Below are 25,486 nucleotides of genomic sequence, written 5' to 3' on the forward strand. Positions count from 1 at the left end.
GGGTTAGAGGAGACCCGTCACGACGGAGGAGACGCCGCCGACGACCGTCTCCCAGACGGAGAACCCCGTCACCATCGAGAGGACGGTGTCGAGGCCGAAGAACAGGAACAGCACCGCGCTGAACAGGTGGGCCTTCCGCATGTCCACCCGGTGGGCGAACGTGTGGAAGAAGTAGGCGTTCGCGAGGCTCACGGGGATGATGGCGAGCATCTCGCCCACCCAGATGGCCGACGTGGCGCCGTACTGGACGGCCAACCCGACGGTGACGAGTTGGGTCTTGTCGCCGAACTCGCCGGCCGCCATCATCGAGAAGATGGGGACGAACCCGCCGAAGTGACCGGCGATGCGGTCTATCGGGGCGGGAAGGTCGCGTTCGGAGACGAGTCCCCCCGTCCCGCCGTCCGTCTCGGCGTCCACTCTGGTCGTCCCCGGTTCCGGCGCGGACCGGTAGAGGACGACGGCGAAGGTGACGAACAGTATCGCGGTGACGGCGTCGAGGACGACCGGCGAGAACGCGTCCTGTAGCGCCTGCCCGAACCACACTTCGAGGGCGGTCCACCCGGCGAACGCCGACCCCGCGGCGGCGACGACGACGAGGGGGTTGTACCGCGTCGAGAGGCCGGCGATGATGAACTGCACCTTCTCGCCGGGCAACACCAGCAACTGCGCGACGAACGCGACGGTGAGCACTTCGAGGTAGCTCGTCACGTCGTGGGTACCTCCTCGCTCTCGCCGTCCGAACCGCCCGCCGCGCGAACGCGAATCGACGCCGCGACGGCGTCCGGAAGGCTCTGTTCGTCGCCCTCGACTCCGTCGCCGTCACCGATGCGGACGGTCACCATGCCGAACGGGGCGATGTCCGTCACCTCGATGCTCGTTCCGGGGGTGATGCCCGCGTCGGCGAGGTACTCCAGTTCCTCTTGGTTGCGGTCGCTGACCCGCGCGACGACGACCGTCTCGCCGACGGAGTGGTCCGACAGTCGCGTCGTCTCCTCGTGGTCGAGGGGGGACAGATCGGGCGAGGGAATCGGGTCGCCGTGCGGGTCCACCGTCGGGTTCCCGAGGACGTCCGCGACGCGCCGTTCGAACTCCTCTGAGATGTGGTGTTCGAGGGCGTCCGCCTCGTCGTGGACTTCGCTCCAGGAGTAATCGAGGTGTTCCGCGAGGTACGCCTCGAGCAGGCGGTGGTGACGGAGGACTTCGAGCGCCACCGTCTCGCCCTCCTCCGTCAGTTCGGCTCCTTTGTACTTCTCGCGGTGGACGAGGCCGCGATCCGACAGCTTCCCGAGCATGCTCGTCACCGTCGGCGGCGTCTTCCCGAGGTACTCGGCGATGGCGGAGGTGGAGACGGGCGGCCCGCTCTCGGCCTGAATCTGGTAGATGGCCTTCAGGTAGTCCTCCATCACGTCGCTCAACATACCCCGAATTAGACGAGTCTAAAGTAAATATCCTCGGGCCTCGAAACCGTGCGGCCCCGGCGACAGTCGGCCCTGCGAATCGGTCGCGCTAGACGCCCTTCCCCATCAGGTGACTGCGGAGGATGTCGGCCGTCTTCGTCCCCGATTCGGTGTTCACGACCACCACCTCGTCGTCGGCGCCGACGACGCCGTCCTCGGCGAGTCGCCACGCGGCGGCGACGGCGGCACCGCCGGCCGCGCCGACTTCGAGTCCGGCGTTCTGCGCGGCGGCGACTGCGCTCTCCAGTATCTCGTCGTCGTCCGCCGCGAGGGCGTCGCCGCCCGTCTCCGCGAGTGCGGCGAGGGCGGCGGCCCCGCCTTTCGGGTTCGGGATTTCGAGTTCGCCGACGATGGTGTCGGGACTGGACCACGGTTCCACCTCCTCTGCGCCGCGTTCGTGGGCGGTGACGATGGGCGCGCATCCGGACGGTTGCGCGGCGTACACCGGCGGCACGTCGTCGGTGACGCCCGCCTCGCGGAGTTCGCGGAAGCCCTTCGCGACGCCCGCGACGACTTCCCCCGTCCCCGCGGGGACGACGACGGCGTCCGGAACCGTCCAGTCGAGCGATTCGGCAACCTCGAAGGCCACCGTCTTGATGCCGTCGTGGCGGTACGGGTTGTCGAACTCCTGCAGGGTGTGCCAGTCGGACTGCAGTTGCTCGTGGAGTGCCTCCTCGGCGTCGGGGTAGCGCCCGCCGACGACGCGCATCTCCCCGCCGTGGACGTTCACCATCGCCTTGTTCGGGAACGGCGCGCGCGAGGGGACGAACGAGTACGACCGCAGGTCCGCCATCCCCGCGTACGACGCCGCCGACTGGCCCGCGTTGCCGGGCGTGGCGAGGGCGACGAGTTCCGCGTCCGCCTCGCGCGCGGCGGTGACCGCCGGCGAGAGGCCGCGGTCCAAGACGGTGCCGGTCGGGTTCCGCCCCTCGTCTTTGATTCGAAGCGCCCCGACGCCGAGTTCGTCCGCGAGAGCCGGCGTCTCCACCAACGGCGTCGCCCCCTCGTCTGCGGTCAACGGGTTCGAGAACGGCAGGAGGTCGGCGTACCGCCACATCGTGTCGGTCGGCGCGTCAGCCAACCCGCCGTCGCCCCACTCGACGGCGTCGAGGTCGTAGGCCGGGTCGAGATGCGCGCCCGCGTCGCTCTCGCCGGTCGTCGTCGCCTCGTACTCCTCGTCGCTCTCGGCGCAGCGCAACCCGAGAAACGCCTCGCTAGTCTCCATATCGGGCGTTGCGGCGCGAGCGACAAATCCCTAGCCATTCGGTCTTTCCGACGCTTCGCCGCGCGCGGCCGACCTGCACCGACTGACTGTCGCGCACAGTACATTAGTGCGGTGCGCGAGATGGACCGGGCATGGACGAAACCGTGGTCGTCGTCGGCGCGGGCCTCGCGGGCCTCGTCGCGGCGCGTCACCTCGCCGACGAGGGTGCCGACGTGACAGTGTACGAACGGCGCCACGAAGTCGGCGGTCGGGTCCGGACGCAGAAACGAGACGGGTTCACCTTCGACCGGGGATTTCAGGTGCTCTTCACCGGCTATCCGGCGGTACAGCGAGAACTCGACGTGGACGAACTCGACGTTCGGGAGTTCTCCCCGGGGGCCGTCATCGCCCGTCCCGGCGAGCGTTCGACGCTGTCGGACCCCCTGCGCGACCCGAAATCGCTCCTCTCGACCCTGCGGAACGACGAGGTGACCCTCACGGACAAGGTTCGGACGATGGCGCTTCGCCAACACGTCCGCGGCACCTCGGAGCGTCACCTGTTCGAGGGACCGGACACGAGCATCCGAGAGTACCTCCGCGAGTGGGGGTTCTCCGAGAAGTACATCGAGAACTTCGTCGCGCCGTTCTACGGCGGCATCACGCTGGACCGGTCGCTCACCACCTCCAAGCGCGTCTTCGAGGCGACGTTCAAAGCGCTCTCGAACGGCCGCATCGTCGTCCCCGCCGAGGGGATGCAGGAGATTCCGAGGCAGCTCGCCGAGAAGGCCCGACGGGCGGGTGCGGAGATTCGCCTCGAGACGGACGTCGAGTCCGTCGAGAACTACGACGACGGCGTGACCGTGCGGACGACGGCGGAGACGGTGGAAGCCGACGCCGCAGTCGTCGCCGCCGACCCGAAGGAGTCGCTCCGACTCTCCGGCGTCGACGAGATACCGACGATCGCGCGGACGTCCACGACCCAGTACTACCGGCTTCCGGCGGGGACCGACTTGGAAACCGGGCGCAAACTCCTGTTGAACGCCGGTAGCGACGCGCCGAACACTATCGCGCCGATGTCGAAAATCGCGCCGGAGTACGCGCCCGGCGACTACGAACTGATCGCCGCGACGTTCCTCGGCAAGGAGGCGGCAGAACAGAGCGCGATGGAGTTGGCCGCAAAGACGAGGCGGAAACTCAACTCGTGGTACCCCGACGGGTCGATAGAGAAGGTCCAGTCCATCCACACCGACCGCATCGAGTTCGCGCAGTTCGACCAACCGCCGGGGGTCCACGACCGACTGCCGAACCACCGCGACCCGGGCGGGTGGACGTACCTCGCGGGCGATTTCACCGAGTGGTCGTCGATACAGGGCGCGATGCGAAGCGGTCGGAAGGCCGCCGAGGCGGTGGCGTACGACCTCAGACTCTGACTCACAGCATCCGGCGGAACTCGCCCAACGGCGGGAACGTCAGCGCCTCGTCGGCGCTCTCGTCGTACAGTATCGGGCGGAACGCGTCGATGTCGGTCACGAGGGGCGACTGCACGTCCCGCGTTCGGAGTCGGTTCACCACCACGCCCGCCGCGAGGCGGTTGAACGCCGGGAGCATCAGCACGTCCGCGTCGCGGAACGCCCCCTCGCCGTAGAGAAAGCAGGGCCGGCGCGTCCCCTCGATGGTTATCGCGGGGTGGTCGTGCCCGACGACGTACAGCGACCCCTCCCGGTCGGGGACGGCGTGGCCGTGGCAGACGACGACGGGCGCGTCCGTCGCCTCGCCGAGGACGTACTCGTCGTGGACGGTGCCGTCGAAGACGTAGTCGAGGGCGGCGTCGTGGTTCCCGCGGACGAAGACGGGACGCGCGCCGGCCTCGCGGCACGCGGCGGTCAGGTCGGCGACGCCCTCGCGCGCCCGCGCCGTCGCGGACCCGAACTCGTGGAGGATATCGCCCGCGAAGACGACCGTCTCGGGCGACCGGGCCGCGAGGTGGTCGGCGAGGCGTTCCCGCAGGTCGCGACGCTCACCGAGGGGGAACTCGACGGACGACGCCTCGTCTCGCCCCACGTGCACGTCCGCGACGACGAGAGCGTCCGCGCCGGGGAGGTACGCCGCCCTGTCGCGGTAGACGACCTCGAACACGGTGCGAGGGAGGGCCGCGACGCCCAAAGCGGTACCGTTCGGCGGCGGCGGGGCCGACGAACGGGACGGAGACGGCCCGCGGGGGCGACTGGATTTTTCACCGCTCGGTCCGTGCGACGGAGCATGAGCGGGGCCCTCGAAGATAAGCGGACGGCCACCCGACTCCGCATCCTCGTCGAGATAGCCGACAGACAACCGGCGGTGAGCCAAGGCGAGATAGCGGACGCGGTGGGCGTGACGAGTCAGGCCGTCAGCGAGTACATTCGGGAACTGGTCGAGGACGGGTACGTCGAGAAGGAAGGGCGGTCCCGATACCGGGTCACGAAGGAGGGGGTCGACTGGCTGTTTCAGGAGGTGAAAGACCTCCGGCGCTTCGCCGACCACGTGGCCGACGACGTACTGGAGAGCGTCCAAGAGGACGCCGCAATCGCCGCCGAGGACGTCTCCGCCGGCGAGACGGTGACGCTGTCGGTCCGGGAAGGCCTCCTCCACGCCGTCCCCGGGTCGTCCGGCCCGGCGACGGGCGTGGCGACGACGGACGCCGAGGCGGGCGACGACGTGAGCGTCACGGGGTTCGAGGGCGTCATCGAAATCGCCCCCGGCCGGGTGACGGTCGTCCAGATACCGCCCGCGCGGTCCGGCGGGAGCGCCGCGGTCGAACCGTCGGCGCTGGAAACCGCCTGCGACGGCGCGGACGTGGTCGTCGCCGCGGGCGTCGAAGCGGTCGTCGCCCTCCGGAAGGCGAACGTCGAATCGGAGACGGCGTTCGCGGCGGGCGAGGTGGCCGCCGCCGCCGCGGAACGGGGGTTGGACGCGACGGTGGTCGCGACCGCCGACCTCGTCGGTCGAGTGACGGACGCCCTCCGCGACGGCGACGCCCTCTACGAAGTCACCGAGGCGGCGCAGGTGGAGTCAGAGGAGGAAGCGTGATTGGGTCGGTTAGACCGATCGGGCCGATTTCGCTCGCGGACGCCGCGTGGTACGCGATGGCGTTCGCCGTCGTGCTCTCGGCGTCGTGGGTGTGCGACGACGCGCGAGACCGCCTTCCGAACGCGGAGGCGTTTCTCTGGACGGGACTGGTTCTTCTCACCGGACTGTTCGCCGCGGTGACGAGGAGGGTGAGCGACGCCGCGTTCGTCCTGTACGCACTCTCGCTCTACGGCGCGCGGACGCGGGGACGGTCCTGGTGGGCGGTGAGAAACGGGCGGCGGAGCCGGTGACGTCCCTCTAGGCGGCCGCGCCTTCGGCGTGTTCTCTCGCCGTCGCGTACGCCTCCTGTAACTCCTTGAACTCCGATTGGGATCCCCCGTGGTCGGGGTGGACGTCCTTCACCCGGTCGCGGTAGGCGCGTTTCACCTCCGCGGGGTCGGCCGTCGTCGGCACGCCGAGGTAGTCGAACGCCGCGGTCACCGGACTCTCGCGCGTCGGCGTCGCGGGTTCGAACTCCGGCACCTCGAACGGAAGACGACGCCCGAGTCCGTGCGCGGGCATCTCGTGTTCGCAGAGGACGGTGTACGTCCCCGCCCGTTCGAGTCGGAAGTACGCCTGCGCGTCGAAGGTGAGGGCGACGTCGCGTTGCGGGAGGTAGAACGCCACCGTCTCGCCGTGGAGGGCGTGGTCCTCGACGAACGGTTCGCCTATCGTCCGGAGGTAGTCGCGGATTTCGGTCCGGCGGCGACCCGCCCCGTCGACGTTCGGACCGCGGGGTACCGCGTCGTCCGGGAACAGTCGCCCCCCGACGAGGAACACCCCGGCGACGACGAGAGAGGCGACGATACCCCCAACGACGCCGAGGAGAAGCCACGGCGGGGTGAGCGACACCAAGTCCGATTGCACGACCGAACAGAGGTCATCGAGGATAAAGAAACTCTCGGGACGAGGGGTGCGTTCCCCGGCGCAATCGGGTGTTTGGCCGCCTCGCGTCGGCCCAGGACGCCGCCCTCGCCGCGCGACGGACGTTACTGTCTGCGGTGCCTACCCGGTCCCGTGCGACCGATACGATTCGAGGAGGCCGACTCGGCGGAACGGACGCAGATAGGCGAAGGGTTGACCCGACCCGCCGTCGCCGCGGGCCGGTTGGAGACCGGTCGCGCGGAGGGGAAGTACTTCCTCCGCCACGACGACGGGTGCGCCGTCTGCGGCGAGGAAGTAAGCGCCGGCAAACCGTTTTATCTCGACCCTGAAACCGGCGAGATACTCTGTGAAACCCACGGTTCGGCCCGACGGGAGGAGTAGTCGCATTCTCCGAACCTAACGTACTCGCGGCCGAGTAGTATTTTATTCATCAGTGGGTTGTTTGGAAAGTACTTATTACGAACTGTGATGAGTACCAAACGCTAATGGCTGTAGTTTGGCTGGACGACGTACGCGCCGCCGATTTAGGTACGGTCGGCGGCAAGGCGGCTTCGCTCGGCGAACTCACGGCGGCAGGGCTTCCCGTTCCGCCGGGGTTCGTCGTAACCGCAGAGACGTACCGGGCATTCATCGAGGACGCCGGTATCGACGAGGAACTGTTCGAGGCCGTCGACGTAGACCACGAGGACTCCGCCGCGTTGAAGGAAGCGCACGAACGCGCGCACGAACTCATCGTGGAGACGCCCGTCCCCGAGGAGGTACGCGAGGAGATTCTCGCCGCCTACGAGGAGATAGGCGAGGACGCCTTCGTGGCCGTGCGGTCCTCCGCGACGGCGGAGGACCTTCCGGACGCCTCCTTCGCGGGACAACAGGAGACGTACCTCAACGTCCAAGCCGACGACTTGGTCGAACGCGTCAAGGAGTGTTGGGCGTCGCTGTTCTCTCAGCGCGCGATATACTATCGGAATCGGAAGGACTTCCCCCACGAGGAGGTGGACATCGCGGTGGTCGTCCAGGAGATGGTCGCCGCCGAGAAGTCGGGCGTGATGTTCACGTCGCACCCCTCGACGGGCGAACCGCGCATCATCATCGAGGCGGCGTGGGGCCTCGGCGAAGCGGTGGTCTCCGGCACCGTCTCCCCCGACAACTACGTCGTAGACCGCGGGACGAAGGCGGTCGAGACGGCGACCGTCGCCGACAAGAAGGTGATGATGGAGAAAGACGAGGAGACGGGCGAGACCGTCGAACGAGAGGTCGAGGAGGACCGACGGAACGCCCGCGTCCTCTCCGACGAGGAGATTTCGGAGTTGGTCGAACTCGGCGAACGCGTCGAGGAACACTACGGCGAACCGCAGGACGTGGAGTGGGCCGTCTACGAGGGCGACATCTACATGCTCCAGTCGCGGCCCATCACCACCATCTCCGAGTCGGGGACGAACCCCGAATCCGAGACGGTGGAGGCCGCCGGCGACGGCGGGGCCGAGGTGGCGAGTGCCGGTAACGGCGCGTCGGGCGACGGCGCGAACGGCGCGTCGGGCGACGGCGACGTACTGGTGCAGGGACTCGGCGCGAGTCCGGGCATCGCCTCCGGCGAGGCGCGCATCGTCACGAAACTCGACCACCTCGACCAGGTGGGCGACGGCGACATCATCGTCACCGAGATGACGATGCCGGACATGGTGCCCGCGATGAAGCGCGCGGCGGGCATCGTCACCGACGAGGGCGGCATGACCTCCCACGCCGCCATCGTCTCCCGGGAACTCGGCGTCCCCGCCGTCGTCGGCACCGGGTCGGGCACCCGCGAACTCGACGACGACCAACCCATCACCATCGACGGCGACAAGGGCACCGTCCGCGAGGGCGTCGTCGAGTCCGAGGACGTCCAACGCGAACCCATCGAGGAGGCGCGCCCGAAGACGCCGGTCAAACCGATGACCGCGACGGAGGTGAAGGTGAACGTCTCCATCCCCGAGGCGGCCGAACGCGCCGCCGCGACGGGCGCGGACGGCGTCGGACTCCTCCGGATGGAGCACATGATTCTCTCGACGGGGAAGACCCCCGCGAAGTACATCTCCGACAACGGCGAACGCGCCTACGTCGACCAACTCGTCGAGGGGATGCGAACCGCCGCGGAGGAGTTCTACCCCCGGCCGGTCCGCATCCGAACGCTCGACGCGCCGACCGACGAGTTCCGCCAACTCGACGGCGGCGACGACGAACCGAAGGAGCACAACCCGATGCTGGGCTACCGCGGCATCCGGCGTTCGCTCGACAACCCCGAGGTGTTCAAGCACGAACTGGAGGCGTTCCGCCGCATGTTCGAGATGGGGTACGACAACGTCGAGATAATGTTCCCCCTCGTCAACGACGCCGAGGACGTCTACCGCGCGAAGAACTTGATGCGCGAGGCCGGCATCGACCCCGACAAGCGCAGTTGGGGCGTGATGATAGAGACGCCCGCCTCCGCACTCGGCGTCGAGGAGATGGCCGGGGCGGGCATCGACTTCGTCTCCTTCGGGACGAACGACCTCACGCAGTACACCCTCGCGGTGGACCGCAACAACGAGAACGTCGCCGACCGCTTCGACGAACTCCACCCCTCGGTGCTGAAACTCATCGGCGACACCATCGAGACGTGCCGCGAACTCGGCGTGAAGACGAGCATCTGCGGGCAGGCCGGGTCGAAGCCGAAGATGGTCCAGTTCCTCGCCGAGAAGGGCGTCTCCTCTATCTCGGCGAACATCGACGCCGTTCGCGACGTGCAACACGAGGTCAAGCGCGTCGAACAGCGTCTCATCCTCGACTCGGTGCGCTGAGCGTCGCGTAACACCCCCTCACCCGGTTTTATCTCTCACTCGGCCGTACGACCGCACACCTCATGCCCTCCACGCCCTCCTCGTCGCCCCGCCGCGGAGTGTGGCCCGCAGTCGTCGCCGTAGTCGTCGTCTCGGTCCTCCTCGCCGTGACGCTCGTCGTCGCGGCGGCGGCCGGGGCGGTGGTCGTCCTCTCGGTCGTCGCGGCCGAACCCCCGGGCGAACGGTCGATCGCTCTCGTCCTCCTCGCGGCGGTGATTCCGACGGAGGCGGTGTACCTCGCCGTCTCCGTCGCGTACGCACACATCAGAGAACTCCCCGTCCCGGTTCGGGTCCCGACGCGGCGCGACGCCGCCCTCGTTCTCGCGGGCTCCGTCGTCACCGTCGTCGCCGCGACGGCCATCTTCGCCGTCGGAAACGCCGCCGGCGTCAGCCCCGTCTCCAGCGCGTTCGACCCGGCGACGGAGGCCGACCCGTCGGCGCTTCTCCTCTTGGCTCCCCTCTCGATACTCGTCGTCGCGCCCGCCGAGGAGGCGTTCTTCCGCGGCGTCCTTCAGGGCCGCCTCCGACGGGCGTTCGGGCCGGCCGCCAGCGTCGGCGTCGCCAGCGTCCTCTTTGCGGGCGTCCACGTGTTCAACTTCGTCTCCTTCGACCGGCCGGTCGGAGTCATCGTGCCGTTGGGGGCCATCTTCGTCGTTTCGCTCGTCCTCGGCGGCGTCTACGAGACGACCGACAACCTCGCCGTCCCCGTGGCCGTCCACGGCGCGTACAACGCCACCTTGGCCGTCGTCTCCTACCTCTCCGTCGTCGGCGTCGTCTGACCGGCGACGCGGAACTCGACCGGTTCGTGGGACCTTCAGTTCCCCGATTCGCGGGGAGCCACCCCCGAATCAGAAGCCTCTCCCCGAATCACGGGTGCCTCACTCCCGACTCGGCGGACTGTCGAACTCCGCGCCGCAGTTCCGACAGGCGGTCACCGTCCGCCTCTCGTCCCCGAGCGTCACCTCCAGTTCCGGACTGCCGCAGTCGGGGCACGGCCGCGGGGTGCGTTCGGAACCGCAGTCGGGACAGACGAACGTCGGTCCGTCCCCGCCCGCCTCGACGCGCACGTCGTCGCGGCCGCAGTCGGGACACTCGACCGGGACTCGAACGTCGTCCGTCTGTCGGGGTGCGCCCATCGCGAACGCCACGAGAACGCCGTCGGAGTCGTTTCGCCCCGACTGGAACTCGCCGGGGGCGAAGCGCACCGCCTCGCCGGCGTCGACGGCGATTTCGCCGTCCATCGTCTCGAACGTCGCGGTGCCTCGAACGACGACGAACACCTCCTCTTGGTCGGCGTGGGCGTGCAGTCCGCCGGGGAAGCCGTCTCCCGGCGCGAGTCGGTAGCGGTTGAGGGCGAATCCGGTCGTCCCCAACGCCGCCGAGAGGCGGTGCCGTTCGCTCCCGTCGCCGAGAGAGTCCGATTCAGCGTCGTCTAGAGAGACGCGTTCCATGGTCCTTCGACGGGGCGGAGCGCCCATATGCGTCCGGGTGGGGCCCGCGTCGGACGCCGCGCCGACACCGAAGCCGTCCGAACAGACAACGGAATTGATAAACGCCGCCGCGGGGTAAGAGCGTCCATGCAGCGGGCCGCCCCGCAGGAGTTCACTCGCGTTCTGTCGTCCATGTGCACGGAACCGCACCCGGCGGCGCGGGACGCCGCCGAGCGGTTTCTCGCGACGAATCCGGGCGACCCGGCGACGTACCGGACGGTCGCGCGACTCGAAGAGCGGGCGGTCGAGACGCTCGGCGAGATTGCGGGCCTCTCGGAGCCGCACGGGTACGTGACAAGCGGCGGCACGGAGGCGAACATCCAAGCCGTCCGGTCGGCGCGCAACCGCCGCCGCGTCGAGGACCCGAACGTCGTCGTCCCCGAGAGCGCGCACTTCTCCTTCACCAAGGCCGCAGACGTCCTCGGCGTCGAACTCCGCCGCGTGCCCACGGACGAGGACCACCGCGCGGACGTGTCGGCCGTCCGCGCCGCCGCGGACGACGACACCGTCCTCGTCGTCGGCGTCGCCGGGAGCACGGAGTTCGGACGCGTCGACCCCGTCCCCGAACTCGCCGACGTCGCCCACGAGGCGGGCGCGTTCCTCCACGTCGACGCCGCGTGGGGCGGGTTCTACCTCCCATTCACCGACCACGAGTGGGGGTTCGCCGACGCGCCCGTGGACTCGATGACCATCGACCCCCACAAGTGCGGGCAAGCCGCCGTCCCGGCGGGCGGACTCCTGTTCCGCGAACGCGCCGGACTCGACGCCTTGGCGGTCGATACGCCGTATCTCGAATCCACGTCGCAGGCGACGCTGACGGGCACCCGAAGCGGTGCGGGCGTCGCCGCCGCCGCCGCCGCGATGGACGCCCTCTGGCCCGACGGCTACCGCCGCGAGTACGAACGGGCCGCGGAACTGGCGTCGTGGTTCGCGTCGGAACTCCGCGAACGCGGGTTCGCGGTGGCCGACGTCGAACTCCCTATCGTCGCCGCCTCGGTGCCCGAGTCGCTCTTCGAGCGTCTCCGCGAGGCGGGATGGCGCATCTCGCGCACCGAGTCGGGGGAACTCCGGGTGGTCTGCATGCCGCACGTCACCCGCGAGATGCTCGTCGCCTTCCTCGCGGATATCGACGAGCGTCGGCCGTCTCCCCCTTGACCCGAGTCCCGCGAGGACGACGGCGTCGTCGGGCGGTGCGCCCCCCGTCACCGGGACGGGAATCTCAAGACTTACAACCTCTCGTTTGGGAGGAATGAGCAAGGTGTCCCTCGCCGCCGTCATCGAGATGTTCGCTCAGGGAGCGGTCCACGTCGGCCACGCAGTCGACCCCGCGGCGGTCGGCGCGAGTGTCTGGCCGGAGTTCGGCTTCTCCGATATGGTCCGGCACGCAACCGGCCTGTTCGGCCTCCTCGTCGTCTTCGTCTACTCGTTTCTCATCGCCTTCGCCCTCCCCGGCGTGAGCGAAGTCGTCCTCCTCGCGCCGATAGAACTCGGCTTGACCTACTGGCAACGGATGGCCGTCATCATCTTCGTCAGCGGAGTCGGGAAGGCCGCGGGGAGCGTCTTCGCCTTCCACATCGGGCAGGAGGCCAAGGAGGCCGGACCCATCGTCCGCGCCCTCCGCCGGTCGCGGTTCGACGTGGTGGAGTGGTCGGAGAAGCGGACGGTCGAACTCGCACAGAAGTGGGGGTACGCCGGGTTGGCGGCGGCGCTCTGCGTGCCGGGGTTCCCCGACACGCTCTCCATCTACGCGTTCTCGGTCCTCGAAGAGGACTACCTGAAGTTCGCGGTGGCGACGTTCGTCGGCAGCGTCGGCCGCCTCGTCATAACGCTCGTCGGCGTCGAGGCAGTCCTAGCGGTCGGATGGGTGTAGCCGGAACCGAGGCGCGCGACGCGACGACTATCGAGGCAGTCCCTCTCACGAGGAGTTCCAATACACCCAGTAAGTGCCGTCTCACGACCGGTCCGCGCCGAATACGTTCAAAACGTCGTCAGAAATAACTATGTGGTAACCGACCGACGATGCTATGCGCTACCATGGAACGAAGCAGACGAGCGTTCATCCGAACCGCCATCGCAACCGGTGCCGTCGCGGGAGCGAGCGGAACCGCTCTCGCGGGGTGTAAGACCCACGACTGTAACAAGTTCGGCAACCGCGAGGAACAACCGGGGAACGAGAACGGACAGGCAGTGGGTCACGACAAGGACGAGGGCGACCCGGGCGGCGACGCCCACGACAAAGACGAGAAAAACCCCGAAAAGCCAGGACAGCGAGTCGGACACTGCAAGTACGACTGAGCCTCGGCCCCGACGATTTTTTCCGCATCCTTCGCCCCGGCGGTGACGGACGCGTCTCCCTCGCAAGCGAACCCGAATCGGGAATGTAACGTTTCGAGGATGATCGTCGATTCCGGTTCGGACGAAGCGCCGAACGGCGAGCGGATTTATCCCGTTTCGAGTCGTGTCACCGCACATGGACGTAGAGACCGGCATGCGGCAGGTCGACGAAGCGGTTCGGAACAACGTCGGCGCGCAGAACTACGACGAGGGGACGGAGTCGGAGTACCGACAGGTGCTGAAGGAAGTCGAGAGCATCGCCGGCGGCGGCGCCGTCGAAGACGTCGTCAGGTGGATATCGGGCGAGGTTCGCGGCGAGGAGTCGCTCCCGTCGAAGAACGCCGTCGAAGAACGGGCGGCCCAGATATGCCGCGACTACGACGAGGAGATTCCGTCCTCCTCGCGGTTGGCGAACGCCTGAGTCGGCGCGGCGCGCGGACGGACCCGGTTCACTTTTCTTCGGCGCGCGAGTACGGGGAGTCGTGACGCTCGTCCGTCCGGACCGCCGTATGCGCGTGCGAACCTCCTTTTAGCGCCGGGTGGACCCGAGGCGCGGTCGGCGGTCGGTAACGCGGCCGGCGGTCGGGCCCGGCGAACCTCGGGCGCGCGGTTTCGCACCCGGGCGACGCTTCCGAAACCAGCGGGATTTTGGTCCCGCCCCCGAACCACACACGATACATGAGCCACGAGGATTTCCCCACGGAGACGCCAGCGGTGGTGACGTGCGGGTTGCCCTACGCGAACGGCGACCTGCACATCGGTCACTTACGAACGTACGTCGGCGGCGACATCTTCAGCCGCGCCCTCCGCAAACTCGGACAGGAGACGGCCTTCGTCAGCGGGTCGGACATGCACGGCACGCCCGTCGCCGTCAACGCCGAGAAGGAGGGCGTCACGCCCGAGGAGTTCGCCCTCCGCCACCACGAGAAGTACGAGGAGACGTTCCCCGAGTTCGGCATCGAGTTCGACAACTACGGCCACACCCACGACGAGACGAACACCGAACTGACGACGGACGTCGTCGAAACGCTCGAAGACGAGGGGTACGTCTACGAGAAGGAGATTCAGGTCGCCTACGACCCCGACGCCGACCAGTGGCTTCCCGACCGGTTCGTCGAGGGCACCTGCCCGTACTGCGGCGAACACGCCCGCGGCGACGAGTGCGACGAGGGGTGCGGCCGCCACCTCGAACCCGGCGAGATAGAGGAGCCCACCTCGGCGCTGACGGGCAACCCCGCCGAGTACCGCGAGCGCACCCACAAGTTCTTCGAGGTGTCGGAACTGCAGGAGTACCTCCAAGAGTTCATCGACCGACTGGAGGGGACGCCGAACGCGCAGAACCAACCTCGAGAGTGGATAGAGGGTGAACTGCAGGACTGGTGTATCACCCGCGACATGGACTGGGGTATCGACTACCCCGGGGATAACCCCCAAGATTTGGTCCTGTACGTCTGGGTCGACGCCCCCATCGAGTACATCTCCTCGACGAAGCAGTACTCAGAGCGCGTCGGAAGCGACGAGTTCGACTGGGAACGGGCGTGGCGCGACGACGGCGAGGTGACCCACATCATCGGACGCGACATCATCCAGCACCACACGGTGTTCTGGCCCGCGATGCTGCGCGCCGCCGGGTTCGTCGAACCGCGCGCCGTCATGGCGTCGGGCTTCATCACGCTCAACGGCAAGGGCTTCTCCACGTCGCGGAACCGCGCCGTCTGGGCCGACGAGTACGTAGACGAGGGCTTTCACCCGGACCTCCTGCGCTACTACCTCGCGACGAACGGCGGGTTCCAACAGGACGTCGACTTCTCGTGGGACCGCTTCCGCGAACGCGTGAACAACGAACTCGTCGGTACCGTCGGCAACTTCGCCTACCGGTCTTTGCTCTTCGCCTACCGCGAGTTCGAGGGCGCGCCGGACGCCGACCTCTCCGAGGAGGTGCGCGACCGCATCGAACGGGCGATAGAGGAGTTCGAGGCCGGAGTCAACGACTACTCCGTCCGCGAGGCGGGCAACGCCGCCGTCCGACTCGCGCAGTTCGGCAACGAGTACATCCAGCGCAACGAACCGTGGAAACTCGACGACGACGACCCGCAGAAGGCGCAGGTCATCCGCGACTGCGTGCAGGTGGCGAAGGCCGTCGCCGTCCTCTTCGAACCCGTCGCGCCGGGCAAGGCGGAGGCCCTGTGGGCGGACCTGAACGAGGAGGGCGACGTCCACGAAGTAGAGACCGACGCCGCACTCGACGCCCCCGCCGAGTCCTTCGGCGAACCCTCGGAACTGTTCGAGAAGATTCCCGAGGAACGCGTCGAGGAACTCAACGAGAAGCTCCAGTCCCGCGTCGAAGAGAGCGACGAGGAAACCGAAACTGACGACGGAGACGACGAGAGTGAATCCACCGTGAGCGACGAATTCGAACCCGTACTGGACGAGCGAATCGACTTCGAGGAGTTCCAAGAACTCGACCTCCGCGTCGGCGAGATTCTCGACGCCGAGGGCATCGAGGACGCGGACAAACTCGCCAAGCTGACCGTCGACATCGGCGTCGAGGAGCGTCAGATAGTCGCCGGCATCAAGCAACTCCACGACTTGGAGGAACTGCCCGGCACGAAAGTCGTCGTCGTCGCGAACTTAGAGAAGGCGGAACTGTTCGGCGTCGAGTCCAACGGGATGGTGCTGGCCGCGGGCGAACAGGCCGACCTATTGACGACCCACGGCGACGCCGTCCCCGGAACGAAGGTCAGATAACGAGTCTTCCCCGCGGCGCGCCGCGCGCCGCGTCTACTCCTCCATCGACACCTGCACTTCGTCGTCGGTGACCGCGACTATCTGTTCGGCCGTCAACGCGAGTTCGCCGGACCCCTCGGAGACCGCTTCCTCCCGGTCGGCGACCGAGGGGGCGTCCGTCTTCATTATCGCCTCGTTCTCCTCGACGCCGGTGATTCGGCCGATGGGTTCGTCGTTCGGGCCGATCACGGTCTTTCCGACGAGTCGTTCGGTCACTTGCTGCATACCCGACCCGAGGGGCGAGAGAACCGAAAGGCTGGTGGCACACCCGTCAGTCGGCCGTTCAGTTCAGGTAGTTCACACGAATCGGACGGACACGAAACGGTTTTCTCACCCTAGGCGAGAGACCGGCCATGTTCTTCGGTCTCACGAGCGAGGACGTCAAAGTTGAACGGGGGCCGCCCGTTCGTCTCTCAGAGCGATTGGCGGTCGCTCACTTCTACTTCGTCGCGGACAGTAGCCGAGGCGTACGAGAGGGAATCGAACACGTCACCGTACACGACCAAGGCGACGATACCTACGACGTGCGCTTCACCGGGCACACCGACGGCGCGTACGTGGTAGAGCGCACGGTTCTCGAAGAGATCTGCGCGTCACTCGCGGAGGGCGACCGGTACGGCCAGTGGAAGGTCCGGTTCAGGGACGAGCGTCCCGACTGGGTGCCCGACAGTATCCCGGAGGGGGAGTAGGCCGCGACGCCGACCTCTCGTTCGTCCGAGTGCGGGCGAGTCGGTCAGAACGTGCGTTGTTTTTCGGCACGGACGAGCGTCATCGTCGGGCTTTTTTATCCAATCGGGAGTAACTCGACGCATGAGAAACGCGAAGATCGTCTGTACGCTGGGACCAGCGTCCGACGACCGAGAGACGATTCGGTCACTCGCCGACGCCGGGATGAGCGTCGGACGCTTGAACGCCAGTCACGGAACGCCCGAACACCGAGCGGAGGTCATCGACCGCATCCGCGACGTGGACGACTCGACCGACGCGCCGTTGGCGGCGATGGTGGACTTACAGGGGCCGGAGGTTCGGACCGCCCCCCTCGACGAGTCCATCCAACTCGAAACCGGGTCCGAGGTGCGGTTCGTCGAGGGCGACGACGCGACGCCCGAGGAGGTCGGTCTGTCGTACTCCATCGCCGCCGCGGAGGCGGGCGACACGATTCTGCTCGACGACGGCCGCATCGAGGCGACGGTCGAACGGGTCGACGGCGACGCCGTCGTCGCCCGCATCGACTCCGGCGGCGAACTCAGCGGGCGCAAGGGCGTGAACGTCCCCGGCGTGAGCCTCGACATCGACCTCATCACCGAGGGCGACCGCCGCGAACTGGAAGTCGCCGCCGAGAAGGAGGCCGACTTCGTCGCCGCGTCGTTCGTCCGCACCGCAAACGACGTCTACACCATCAGCGACGAACTGGAGAACCTCGGCGCGGACATCCCCGTCGTCGCCAAGATAGAGCGCGCGGGGGCCGTCGAGAACTTAGACGAGATAATCGAGGCGTCGTACGGCGTGATGGTCGCCCGCGGCGACCTCGGCGTCGAGATGCCGTTGGAGGACGTGCCCATCATCCAGAAGCGCATCATCCGCAAGTGCCACGCGACGGGGACGCCCGTCATCACGGCGACGGAGATGCTCGACTCGATGGTCCACGCGCGGCGACCCACCCGCGCGGAGGCCTCGGACGTGGCCAACGCCGTCCTCGACGGGACGGACGCGGTGATGCTCTCGGGGGAGACGGCCATCGGCGACGACCCCGTCCGCGTCGTCGAGACGATGGACAGCATCGTGCGGCAGGTCGAGGCGAGTCCCGAGTACGACGAGACGACGGAGGGGCACATCCCGACCGCCGAGGACAGTTCGCGGACGGAAGCGCTCGCCCGGGCGGCGCGCTACCTCGCCCGCGACGTCGACGCCAGCGCCATCGTCGCCGCCTCCGAGTCCGGGTACACCGCGCGGAAGACGGCGAAGTTCCGGCCCGCCGTCCCCGTCGTCGCCACGACGCCGAACGACCGCGTGCGCCGTCAACTCGCGCTCTCGTGGGGCATCATCCCGACGTACTCGGCCTACCGCGACGGCATCGAAGAGATGATGGACGACGCCGTGGACGCCGCCCTCGACACGGAGGTCGCCTCCTCGGGCGACACAATCGTCGTCCTCTCGGGGATGATGACCGAACTGGAGGGGACGAACACGACGAACATGCTGAAGGTCCACGTCGCCGCGGAAGCGGTCGCCACCGGGCGGAAGGTGGTCGGCGGGCGCGTCGCCGGCCACCTCGCGTACGCCCCGGACGGCGACCTGACGGACGTGCCGAGGGGCGCGATTCTCGCACTCCCCGCCGACTTCGACGACGAGTTCGAGGGCGATACGACGAAACTCGCCGGAATCATCGACGCGCGGCCGGGAATGACGGGCTACCCCGCACTCGTCGCCCGCGAAATCGACATCCCGATGATATCGGGCGCGCCCATCCCCGAGAGCGTCGCCGCGGGCACCGAGGTGACGCTTCACGCCGAACGCGGCGTCGTCTACGAGGGGAACGTCATCGAACACGGCGCGAAGGGACAGCGCTGACGGACGCGGACGCCGCCGACCGAGTGCCCTCCCGGGGTCGGTAGGCATTTCCCGACCCACCTCCTACGGTCCGACGATGGACCGACCCGACGACGCAGAATCCGCCCGCGAGGGACGAGAGCCCTCGACTCGGGCGCAGTCCGACTCCGAGGACGAGGAGGCGCGGACGAGCGAGGAGGGTTCGACGCCCACCGAGGGCACCGCCGGTCTGTTCTGGACCGCCGAAGACGAGGGGGAACCGCCCGAACTCGAACCGCTCGAACCCGGGCGACCGTCGCCCGAGAACGTCCTCTTCGTCGTCCTCGGCGCACTCGGCACCGTCGCCCTCGTCCTGACCGCCGTCTCGCCGCTCTGAGCCGGAGAACTGCCGGCACGGAGTCCGAAACCGCCGAAACGAGGGAGTTCGCCCCGCCGAATTATCAATTCTGAGTACCCGACCGTAGTCTTTTATGGGTGATGCCGGGTAGAGGTGCGTAACGTCCCGCGCCGCGTATTCCGATGAGACGCACACATATACTCGCGACGGTGGTGGCGGCGATACTCGTCGTCGCCGCGGTTCCCGTCCCAGCAGACGCCCTCACGACAGCCTCCGGTTCGAACGACGCCACCGTCTACGCCGCCGCCGACGCCTCCGGTTCGTTCCCGGACGGCAACGTGACGGTCACTCGCGGCGACAGAGTGACGTTCAGCGTCAGTCACTCGGCCCCCGCGAACGTGACCATCGGCGGTCCCGACTACGGCTATCACCTCCGCGTCCGACTCGGTGGCTCCGGCACCGACGAGATTACCATCGACACGTACGCGACGACGAGCGGTGACCCCGACACGTACGTCACGGGCGGCGACGCCACGTTGGTAGAGCCGGCGAACGGTCTCGACGAACCGCTCGAACCCGGCAACTACCTCATGCGCGTCAACGTGGACGGCGTCGAACGCGACATCGCGACGCTGACAGTCGAACCGCGCACGGGGATGAGCGCACAGACGCTCGTCGCCCCCGGCGAGTTCGACACCACGTCCGTCGACACGAGCGAGGAGGGGAACGCGAACGTCGGTCCCCTCACCGACATCGCCTCGGCGAGAGAAACAGTCGCGAAGGGCGACTACGTAGTGGTGAAAATCGAAGAGAGCGGATTGGAGACGGCGCTCAACGCCAGCGACCTGAGCGGCGGTGAGGCGGCCAACGGCGTGAAGCTGAACTTCACGCAGACGGCCCCCGGTCCGAACCGCGACCCCACGTCGTACCTCGCGCACGGAACGGGCGGCGGAGCGAAGGAGGCGAACGTGACCGTCTACCCGGCGTTCGAGAGCGACCAGGTGTACGTCCTGTGGGACACCTCGAACGTCTCGCTCTCGCGGCAGTCCGAGCGCAACCGATACGAGGCCCGACTCACGCTGACGAAGCGGAACACGCTGGTAGAGGAGGAGACGGTGGTGGCGACGACGCCCGTCCAGTTGGTCCGCCCGACGATGAGTCTCGCCCCCGAGACGGACCACGTCCACCTCCCGTGGGAGAACGGGTCGTACGCCGTCTCCGGGCGAACGAACCTCGCGCCGGGCACGACGCTCGAAGTGCGGATGCGGTCGCCCGACCCGAACGCCTTCCTCCAGATTCAGCCGGCGACGGTCGACGAAAACGGACGGTTCGGGGCGGCGTTCAACCTCGGCGACGTCTCCCGGGGCGCGAACGCGACGATGTGGGTGCGCGACCACTACCTGCAGACGATGCAGGAGGTGGCGATAGTCGCCCCCGACCCGAGCGTCACCATACACGACCAAAGCCCCGGCGACGACCCCGAACTGACCGTCGCGCGCGTCGAAGTGCCCGACGGCGGGTTCGTCAAACTCGTCGACGAGGACGGCGCCGCCGTCGGGCGGTCGAACTACCTCGAACCGGGCCGCCACGAGAACGTCTCGGCGTCGCTTTCGATGCCTCTGTACGACTCTCAGACGATACGCGCCGAACTCGTCGCCGACCGGAACGGCGACGGCGCGTACGACGCCGAAAACGACACCGCGTACCGCCGAAACGACTCCGTCGTGAACGACACCGCGTACGTCGAGTTCCCCGCGGCACCGACCGAAACCGCGACGCCGACGCCGGAACCGACTGCGACGCCGACGCCGGAACCGACGACGACGCAGTACCCGATTCTGACGCAGACGCCGTTGGACCCCTCGGAGGCGTCGAAGTCGAGCATCCCGCTTCCGATACCCGTCACTCTGACCGCACTCCTCGCGGCGGCACTCCTCCTCGCCCGACGGAGGGAGACCTGATGACCGTGTTTCAGCCAGTACCTACCACCCCGACGCGTCGAACCGACCCCGCCGAGACGACATCGCACGCCCCGCCGCGACGCGGAGGTGACGGGCGGTGATTCCCGAACTGGAACCGGAGGACTTCGTGTCGTTCCTCGGCGACCTCTGGGGCGAACGCGGGTGGGACACGACGGTGCAGGAGCGAGCGAACGGGACGTACTTCATCATCGGCGAACGCGGCGACGGCAGGCGGGGCGTCCTCTTCGTCTTCCCGACGACCGAATCGCACGTCTCCGGCCAGCACCTCCGCCGGTTCGTGACGCTCTGCGGGAAGAAGGGCGTCGACGTGGCCGTCGTCGCCACGCAAGGCGCGTACGCCGACGAGGCGCGAAAGATAGCCGACGCGAAGGGCATCCACCTCCTCGATCGGTCCACCCTCGAAGGCACCGTCGAGGAGGGCGGCTTCCACGACGTCCTCCGGGAGTACACCGGTGGCGGCCCGTTGGACCCGATTCTGGCGAAACTCAGGGCGCTCGGACTGCCCGTGCCCGAGACGCTTCCCGTCGAGTTGCCGTTCGACCCGGCGAAGATGCAGGCGCGGGTTCGGAGCAAACTGGGCGGCTACAGCGACGGATCCGACGACTCGGACGCCGACGGGCCGCCCCCGGACGACGAGGGGGACGGCGGCGGGCGACTGGACGCGCTTCCGGTGTCGCCGCGGACGCTCCTCCCCGTCGTCGTCGCGGCGGTGCTTCTGGTCGTCGCCGGGTCGGCCATGGGAGCGCTCACCGTCCCCGGGATAGGCGGCGGCGGTAGCGGTTCGGACACGGCGGTTTCGGCCGTCTCGACTGCCGGTGCGAACGCGGCCCTCGATATCCGCTGGAACGCGAAGACGACGGACAGCATCACCGTGAACGGGACGGCGTACGACGCGCCGGAGAACCAGACGTTCGTCGTCGTCCGGATGAACGTGACGAGCCTCTCCGACTCGCCCGAACAACTGTCCCAAAAGCAGTTGGCGCTCGAGGTGGCGGGCGACCGGTACGGCCACCAACCGCTCCGGAACACCACCGGCTTCCCTGCGGGGGGCCTGTTCGCGCCGGGCGAGACGCGGGAGGTGTGGACGGTGTTCGCCGTCCCCGCCGACGCCGAGAGCGGAACCCTCCTCGTCCGGTCGGGCGAGGACGTCCCGGGCGTGCGGTTCACGAGAGACACCTCCGTCTCCGCCGAAGCGACCGAACTGTGACGGCCCGAGGACCGTTCTCTCCCTCCGGCGGGCCGCGGCGGACGATTCGGCGCGGGCGTGACAATCCTTAATCGGGAGCGTTCCATAGGTCCGCTATGCTCTGGTCGTCGCTCTCGCTGTTGCAGTTCTCCATCGGGCCGGAGGCGTTGCCGCTTCTCCTCGTCACGGCCGGATTGGGTCTCACCCTCGCCGAGGCGTTCGCGCCGGGCGCGCACTTCATCGTCCTCGGCATCGCCCTCCTGGCGGCCGGCCTCGTCGGACTCGTCCTCGGACCCCTCGCGGGCCCCGTCGTCCTCGGCGTCCTCGTCCTCGTCTTCGGAGCGTTGTCGCTGTACGGCTACCGCGAACTGGACATCTACGGCGGGAAGGGAACCGGCCAGACGTCGGACTCGACGTCGCTCCGCGGGAAGACTGGCCGCGTGACCGAACGCGTGACGCCGACCGGCGGCGAGATAAAACTGCTCGAAGGCGGCGGGTTCAACCCGTACTACGCCGCGCGCTCGGTGAGCGGAGAGATGGACGAGGGCACTGAGGTCATCATCGTAGACCCCGGCGGGGGCAACGTCGTCACGGTCGAATCGCTCGAAGCGCCGCAAGACGAGATAGACCGCGAACTCGCGCGGGGGCGCGCCCGCACCGAACGCGACGCGGGCGTCGAGTCGGAAACCGAACGCACCTGACGGCGGCCGACCGCACCCGAACCACGCGACGACCGGCGGAGCCGGTCCCGTCCGAGGGTCGTTCGTTATTGTCTCGGGCTAACACTTATCCGCACAACTCACTAACCCCTCGGTATGGTATTGGACCCCGTAACACTCCAACTCGGTCTCGGTTTCGGATCGTTCGCCGTCGGACTGTTAGTCCTCCTTCTCGCGGTCGTCACCGTCTACCAGATGGTGGAGATCGTCGACGCCTACGAGAAGAAGGCGCTGACCGTGTTCGGCGAGTACCGAAAACTGCTCGAACCGGGGATCAACTTCATCCCGCCGTTCGTCTCGCGGACGTACGCCTTCGACATGCGGACGCAGACGCTCGACGTGCCCCGGCAGGAGGCCATCACGCGCGACAACTCACCGGTCACCGCCGACGCCGTCGTCTACATCAAGGTGATGGACGCGAAGAAGGCGTTCCTCGAAGTCGACGACTACAAGAAGGCCGTGTCGAACCTCGCGCAGACGACGCTCCGCGCCGTGCTGGGTGACATGGAACTCGACGACACGCTGAACAAGCGCCAGGAGATCAACGCGCGCATCCGGAAGGAACTCGACGAACCCACCGACGAGTGGGGCGTCCGCGTCGAGAGCGTCGAGGTCCGCGAGGTCAACCCCTCCCAAGACGTCCAGCAGGCGATGGAGCAACAGACCTCCGCGGAACGCCGCCGCCGCGCGATGATTCTCGAAGCGCAGGGTGAGCGTCGCTCCGCCGTCGAGACGGCCGAGGGTGAGAAGCAGTCGAACATCATCCGCGCGCAGGGTGAAAAGCAGAGCCAGATCCTCGAAGCGCAGGGTGACGCCATCTCGACGGTCCTCCGCGCGAAGTCCGCCGAGTCGATGGGCGAACGCGCCATCATCGAGAAGGGCATGGAGACGCTCGAAACCATCGGGCAGGGCGAGTCCACGACGTTCGTCCTCCCGCAGGAGCTCACCTCGCTCCTCGGCCGCTACGGCCGCCAACTCTCCAACAGCGACGTGCAGGAACAGGCCGGCCTCGACAGCCTCGACTTCGACGCCGAGACGCGGGAGCTCATCGGCTTAGACGACATCGAGGAGATTCTCGGCCAGATAGACGAAGCCGCCGAGATGGACGTCGAGGAACTCGAACAGGAGGCGCAGGCCATCAAGGAGGGCGCAGACCCCGACATCAAGAGCGCAGACGAGATAATCACGGAGGCCGACGCGGAGGACAAAGCGGACATCCGCGACTCCGAGGAGGTCGTAGACGACGGTTCGGGTGACGCGGCCGCCGGAACGTCGGCGGGCGGGACCGCGCCCGACGAGGACGCGGAGGTCGAACGAGAGCTCGAATAGGCCTGAAAGTCACGGATTCATACGTATTAACGCCTCACTACAAGATGGAGCGAAGCGCTTTTGCACTCGACCTCCCGTATTTGAGGTAGTACTGATGGAAGAAAACGGGGTAGACGAAGAAAAACGGGCCACGCTGCGGCGGTTCGCCGCACTCGGGGCCGCAACGCCGCTCGTGGGGTTCGGCGACGACGAGAGCGAGAGCGAATCGGGGGAGTCCGGAAGCGACGCGCGCGACGCGATCGTGGGGTACGTGGCCGCGACGCCGGGAGCGCACTTCTCGAAGGTACGCGACGACCTGAAGCTAGGGACGGGAGAGACGCAGTACCACCTGCGACACCTCCTCGAAGAGGGCGTCGTCGAGTCGCGCCGCGACGGGGACTACAAGCGGTTCTTCCCGACGGGCCGGTTCGAGGAGTTCGAGCAGGTGTCGTTGGGCTACCTGCGCCGTTCGACGCCGCGCGGGATGCTCGTCGAACTGCTCCGGGACCCGGACGCCACCGGGTCCGACCTCGCGGACCGACTCGACGTCTCGCGCGCGACGGTGAGCACCTACGCGCGCGAACTCGACGAGGCGGGACTGCTCTCCCGCGAGGACGGGTACGCCGTGCGCCGCCCGGAGACGGTCATCACGCTGTTGATCCGCTACGCGGACTCGTTCGGTTCCGACGCCGCCGCCTTCGCCGACGACGCCTCGCGGTTCATCCGCTTCGACCCGTAGGCGTCGCTCTCGGGCGGTACTTTCTCGAAAAACGAGCACGCGTGAGAGCGACGGCGCCCCGAACGGTCGGGAGCCGTTTCGTCTCGTCGTCCTGTCGCGGTGGTACGGTCAGTTAACGTGGGCTTAGACGGTCACTTTCCACGTCGTGCCGGAGGAGTACCCCCACTTCTCGACGGTGATGTCGAACTCGTCCGACAGGAGCGCTCGCATGTTCGCGCCGACTTCCTTCGCGGAGAGGCCGAGGTCCTCCGCGATGAGGCGGGACTTGAAGTACATCTGTTCGGGCGCGTTCGATTCGAGGTACCGAAGGATACGACGCTGTTTCTCGCTGAGGTCGGTCGTCGCGGCAGAGGCGGTGGTGCTCATACTACGGGAAAGGCGACAATGGGGTATGAGGGGTTTGGTACGAGTGCTTAACACGCCGCCGTCGAGCGATTTTCCGCCCCCGACCCCCCCGCCCGGTGGGGCGACGGTCCGTTGCAGGTACAGTCGTCTAACAGTACCATAATCGAGACTGTCAGGCGCTCAGGGTGCGTTTGACGGCCAAA

At 67.8% G+C, this 25,486-nt stretch carries 27 protein-coding genes; 19 read left to right on the plus strand and 8 right to left on the minus strand.

Going from position 1 to position 25,486, the window contains the following annotated elements; translation table 11 throughout:
- Window positions 1-3 precede the first annotated feature (3 nt).
- From BLS11_RS10775 to BLS11_RS10785, 3 genes are all read right to left on the minus strand, one after another.
- Complete coding sequence (locus BLS11_RS10775; protein WP_092537326.1) at window positions 4-708, minus strand: TMEM165/GDT1 family protein; 705 nt, start codon at window positions 706-708, stop codon at window positions 4-6.
- The gene (locus BLS11_RS10780; RefSeq protein ID WP_092537328.1) at window positions 705-1,418 is read right to left on the minus strand and encodes a metal-dependent transcriptional regulator; all 714 of its coding nucleotides are present in this window, start codon (window positions 1,416-1,418) and stop codon (window positions 705-707) included. Before BLS11_RS10780 ends, BLS11_RS10775 begins: the two co-directional genes overlap by 4 nt.
- 88 nt (window positions 1,419-1,506) lie before the next feature.
- Window positions 1,507-2,682 (minus strand): pyridoxal-phosphate dependent enzyme, encoded by a 1,176-nt coding sequence (locus BLS11_RS10785; RefSeq protein ID WP_092537330.1) that lies wholly within the window; start codon window positions 2,680-2,682, stop codon window positions 1,507-1,509.
- Between the two features lie 131 nt (window positions 2,683-2,813).
- On the opposite strand from BLS11_RS10785, the gene BLS11_RS10790 reads away from it, so the two are divergent.
- Window positions 2,814-4,091 carry an NAD(P)/FAD-dependent oxidoreductase gene (locus tag BLS11_RS10790; RefSeq protein WP_092537333.1) on the plus strand — a complete coding sequence of 426 codons (1,278 nt, stop codon included), beginning with the start codon at window positions 2,814-2,816 and terminating at the stop codon, window positions 4,089-4,091.
- Between the two features lies 1 nt (window position 4,092).
- Here BLS11_RS10790 and BLS11_RS10795 read toward each other — a convergent pair whose 3' ends face one another.
- A complete protein-coding gene (locus BLS11_RS10795) occupies window positions 4,093-4,797 on the minus strand; it encodes a metallophosphoesterase (protein WP_092538573.1) in 705 nt (234 codons plus the stop codon).
- A gap of 123 nt (window positions 4,798-4,920) precedes the next feature.
- On the opposite strand from BLS11_RS10795, the gene BLS11_RS10800 reads away from it, so the two are divergent.
- Together BLS11_RS10800 and BLS11_RS10805 are read left to right on the plus strand one after the other, a co-directional pair.
- The gene (locus BLS11_RS10800; protein WP_092537335.1) at window positions 4,921-5,727 is read left to right on the plus strand and encodes a DUF7839 domain-containing protein; all 807 of its coding nucleotides are present in this window, start codon (window positions 4,921-4,923) and stop codon (window positions 5,725-5,727) included.
- Window positions 5,724-6,017, plus strand: coding sequence for a hypothetical protein (locus BLS11_RS10805; protein WP_139172794.1), 294 nt, complete (start codon window positions 5,724-5,726; stop codon window positions 6,015-6,017). Before BLS11_RS10800 ends, BLS11_RS10805 begins: the two co-directional genes overlap by 4 nt.
- 7 nt (window positions 6,018-6,024) lie before the next feature.
- Here the strand turns inward: BLS11_RS10805 and BLS11_RS10810 are convergent, their stop codons facing one another.
- On the minus strand, window positions 6,025-6,633 hold the full coding sequence (locus BLS11_RS10810; protein WP_092537339.1) for a J domain-containing protein: 609 nt from the start codon (window positions 6,631-6,633) through the stop codon (window positions 6,025-6,027).
- A gap of 150 nt (window positions 6,634-6,783) precedes the next feature.
- On the opposite strand from BLS11_RS10810, the gene BLS11_RS10815 reads away from it, so the two are divergent.
- The 3 genes from BLS11_RS10815 (at window position 6,784) to BLS11_RS10825 (ending at window position 10,285) form a co-directional block, all read left to right on the plus strand.
- Window positions 6,784-7,032 (plus strand): DUF8075 family protein, encoded by a 249-nt coding sequence (locus tag BLS11_RS10815; protein ID WP_092537341.1) that lies wholly within the window; start codon window positions 6,784-6,786, stop codon window positions 7,030-7,032.
- A 104-nt stretch (window positions 7,033-7,136) separates the two neighbouring features.
- Entirely contained in the window at window positions 7,137-9,467 is a 2,331-nt protein-coding gene (gene ppsA / locus BLS11_RS10820; protein ID WP_092537343.1) for a phosphoenolpyruvate synthase, read from the plus strand.
- Window positions 9,468-9,529: 62 nt separating this feature from the next.
- Window positions 9,530-10,285: a CPBP family intramembrane glutamic endopeptidase gene (locus BLS11_RS10825; RefSeq protein WP_092537345.1), complete on the plus strand. Its 756-nt coding sequence runs from the start codon at window positions 9,530-9,532 to the stop codon at window positions 10,283-10,285.
- Window positions 10,286-10,384: 99 nt separating this feature from the next.
- Here BLS11_RS10825 and BLS11_RS10830 read toward each other — a convergent pair whose 3' ends face one another.
- The gene (locus BLS11_RS10830) at window positions 10,385-10,957 is read right to left on the minus strand and encodes a cupin domain-containing protein (protein ID WP_092537347.1); all 573 of its coding nucleotides are present in this window, start codon (window positions 10,955-10,957) and stop codon (window positions 10,385-10,387) included.
- Window positions 10,958-11,083: 126 nt separating this feature from the next.
- Here BLS11_RS10830 and mfnA point away from each other — a divergent pair, with 126 nt between their 5' ends.
- From mfnA to metG, 5 genes are all read left to right on the plus strand, one after another.
- Window positions 11,084-12,151 carry a tyrosine decarboxylase MfnA gene (mfnA, locus tag BLS11_RS10835; protein WP_092537349.1) on the plus strand — a complete coding sequence of 356 codons (1,068 nt, stop codon included), beginning with the start codon at window positions 11,084-11,086 and terminating at the stop codon, window positions 12,149-12,151.
- Between the two features lie 127 nt (window positions 12,152-12,278).
- Complete coding sequence (locus tag BLS11_RS10840; RefSeq protein WP_092538574.1) at window positions 12,279-12,866, plus strand: YqaA family protein; 588 nt, start codon at window positions 12,279-12,281, stop codon at window positions 12,864-12,866.
- A 164-nt stretch (window positions 12,867-13,030) separates the two neighbouring features.
- A complete protein-coding gene (locus BLS11_RS10845) occupies window positions 13,031-13,291 on the plus strand; it encodes a hypothetical protein (protein ID WP_092537351.1) in 261 nt (86 codons plus the stop codon).
- 175 nt (window positions 13,292-13,466) lie between these two features.
- Window positions 13,467-13,751, plus strand: a complete 285-nt coding sequence (locus BLS11_RS10850) for a hypothetical protein (RefSeq protein WP_092537353.1) — start codon at window positions 13,467-13,469, stop codon at window positions 13,749-13,751.
- A 257-nt stretch (window positions 13,752-14,008) separates the two neighbouring features.
- Window positions 14,009-16,078, plus strand: coding sequence for a methionine--tRNA ligase (gene metG, locus BLS11_RS10855; RefSeq protein ID WP_092537355.1), 2,070 nt, complete (start codon window positions 14,009-14,011; stop codon window positions 16,076-16,078).
- Between the two features lie 33 nt (window positions 16,079-16,111).
- Here the strand turns inward: metG and BLS11_RS10860 are convergent, their stop codons facing one another.
- Window positions 16,112-16,342, minus strand: coding sequence for a hypothetical protein (locus BLS11_RS10860; RefSeq protein ID WP_139172795.1), 231 nt, complete (start codon window positions 16,340-16,342; stop codon window positions 16,112-16,114).
- A gap of 128 nt (window positions 16,343-16,470) precedes the next feature.
- On the opposite strand from BLS11_RS10860, the gene BLS11_RS10865 reads away from it, so the two are divergent.
- The 8 genes from BLS11_RS10865 (at window position 16,471) to BLS11_RS10900 (ending at window position 24,938) form a co-directional block, all read left to right on the plus strand.
- A complete protein-coding gene (locus BLS11_RS10865; RefSeq protein WP_092537359.1) occupies window positions 16,471-16,806 on the plus strand; it encodes a hypothetical protein in 336 nt (111 codons plus the stop codon).
- A 121-nt stretch (window positions 16,807-16,927) separates the two neighbouring features.
- Window positions 16,928-18,688, plus strand: a complete 1,761-nt coding sequence (gene pyk / locus BLS11_RS10870; RefSeq protein WP_092537361.1) for a pyruvate kinase — start codon at window positions 16,928-16,930, stop codon at window positions 18,686-18,688.
- Between the two features lie 76 nt (window positions 18,689-18,764).
- Window positions 18,765-19,043: a DUF7312 domain-containing protein gene (locus BLS11_RS10875; protein WP_092537363.1), complete on the plus strand. Its 279-nt coding sequence runs from the start codon at window positions 18,765-18,767 to the stop codon at window positions 19,041-19,043.
- A gap of 143 nt (window positions 19,044-19,186) precedes the next feature.
- Window positions 19,187-20,965 (plus strand): DUF7282 domain-containing protein, encoded by a 1,779-nt coding sequence (locus BLS11_RS10880; protein WP_092537365.1) that lies wholly within the window; start codon window positions 19,187-19,189, stop codon window positions 20,963-20,965.
- A 97-nt stretch (window positions 20,966-21,062) separates the two neighbouring features.
- Window positions 21,063-22,193 (plus strand): restriction endonuclease, encoded by a 1,131-nt coding sequence (locus tag BLS11_RS10885; RefSeq protein ID WP_092537367.1) that lies wholly within the window; start codon window positions 21,063-21,065, stop codon window positions 22,191-22,193.
- A 95-nt stretch (window positions 22,194-22,288) separates the two neighbouring features.
- Window positions 22,289-22,873 carry an NfeD family protein gene (locus tag BLS11_RS10890; protein WP_092537369.1) on the plus strand — a complete coding sequence of 195 codons (585 nt, stop codon included), beginning with the start codon at window positions 22,289-22,291 and terminating at the stop codon, window positions 22,871-22,873.
- 120 nt (window positions 22,874-22,993) lie between these two features.
- Window positions 22,994-24,220, plus strand: a complete 1,227-nt coding sequence (locus BLS11_RS10895; protein ID WP_394327397.1) for an SPFH domain-containing protein — start codon at window positions 22,994-22,996, stop codon at window positions 24,218-24,220.
- A 94-nt stretch (window positions 24,221-24,314) separates the two neighbouring features.
- Complete coding sequence (locus tag BLS11_RS10900) at window positions 24,315-24,938, plus strand: winged helix-turn-helix transcriptional regulator (protein ID WP_092537373.1); 624 nt, start codon at window positions 24,315-24,317, stop codon at window positions 24,936-24,938.
- A gap of 123 nt (window positions 24,939-25,061) precedes the next feature.
- Here the strand turns inward: BLS11_RS10900 and BLS11_RS10905 are convergent, their stop codons facing one another.
- The gene (locus tag BLS11_RS10905) at window positions 25,062-25,304 is read right to left on the minus strand and encodes a DUF7123 family protein (RefSeq protein WP_092537375.1); all 243 of its coding nucleotides are present in this window, start codon (window positions 25,302-25,304) and stop codon (window positions 25,062-25,064) included.
- Window positions 25,305-25,486: the final 182 nt, after the last annotated feature.

Source organism: Halopelagius longus (assembly GCF_900100875.1).
Classification (GTDB): Archaea; Halobacteriota; Halobacteria; order Halobacteriales; family Haloferacaceae; genus Halopelagius; species Halopelagius longus.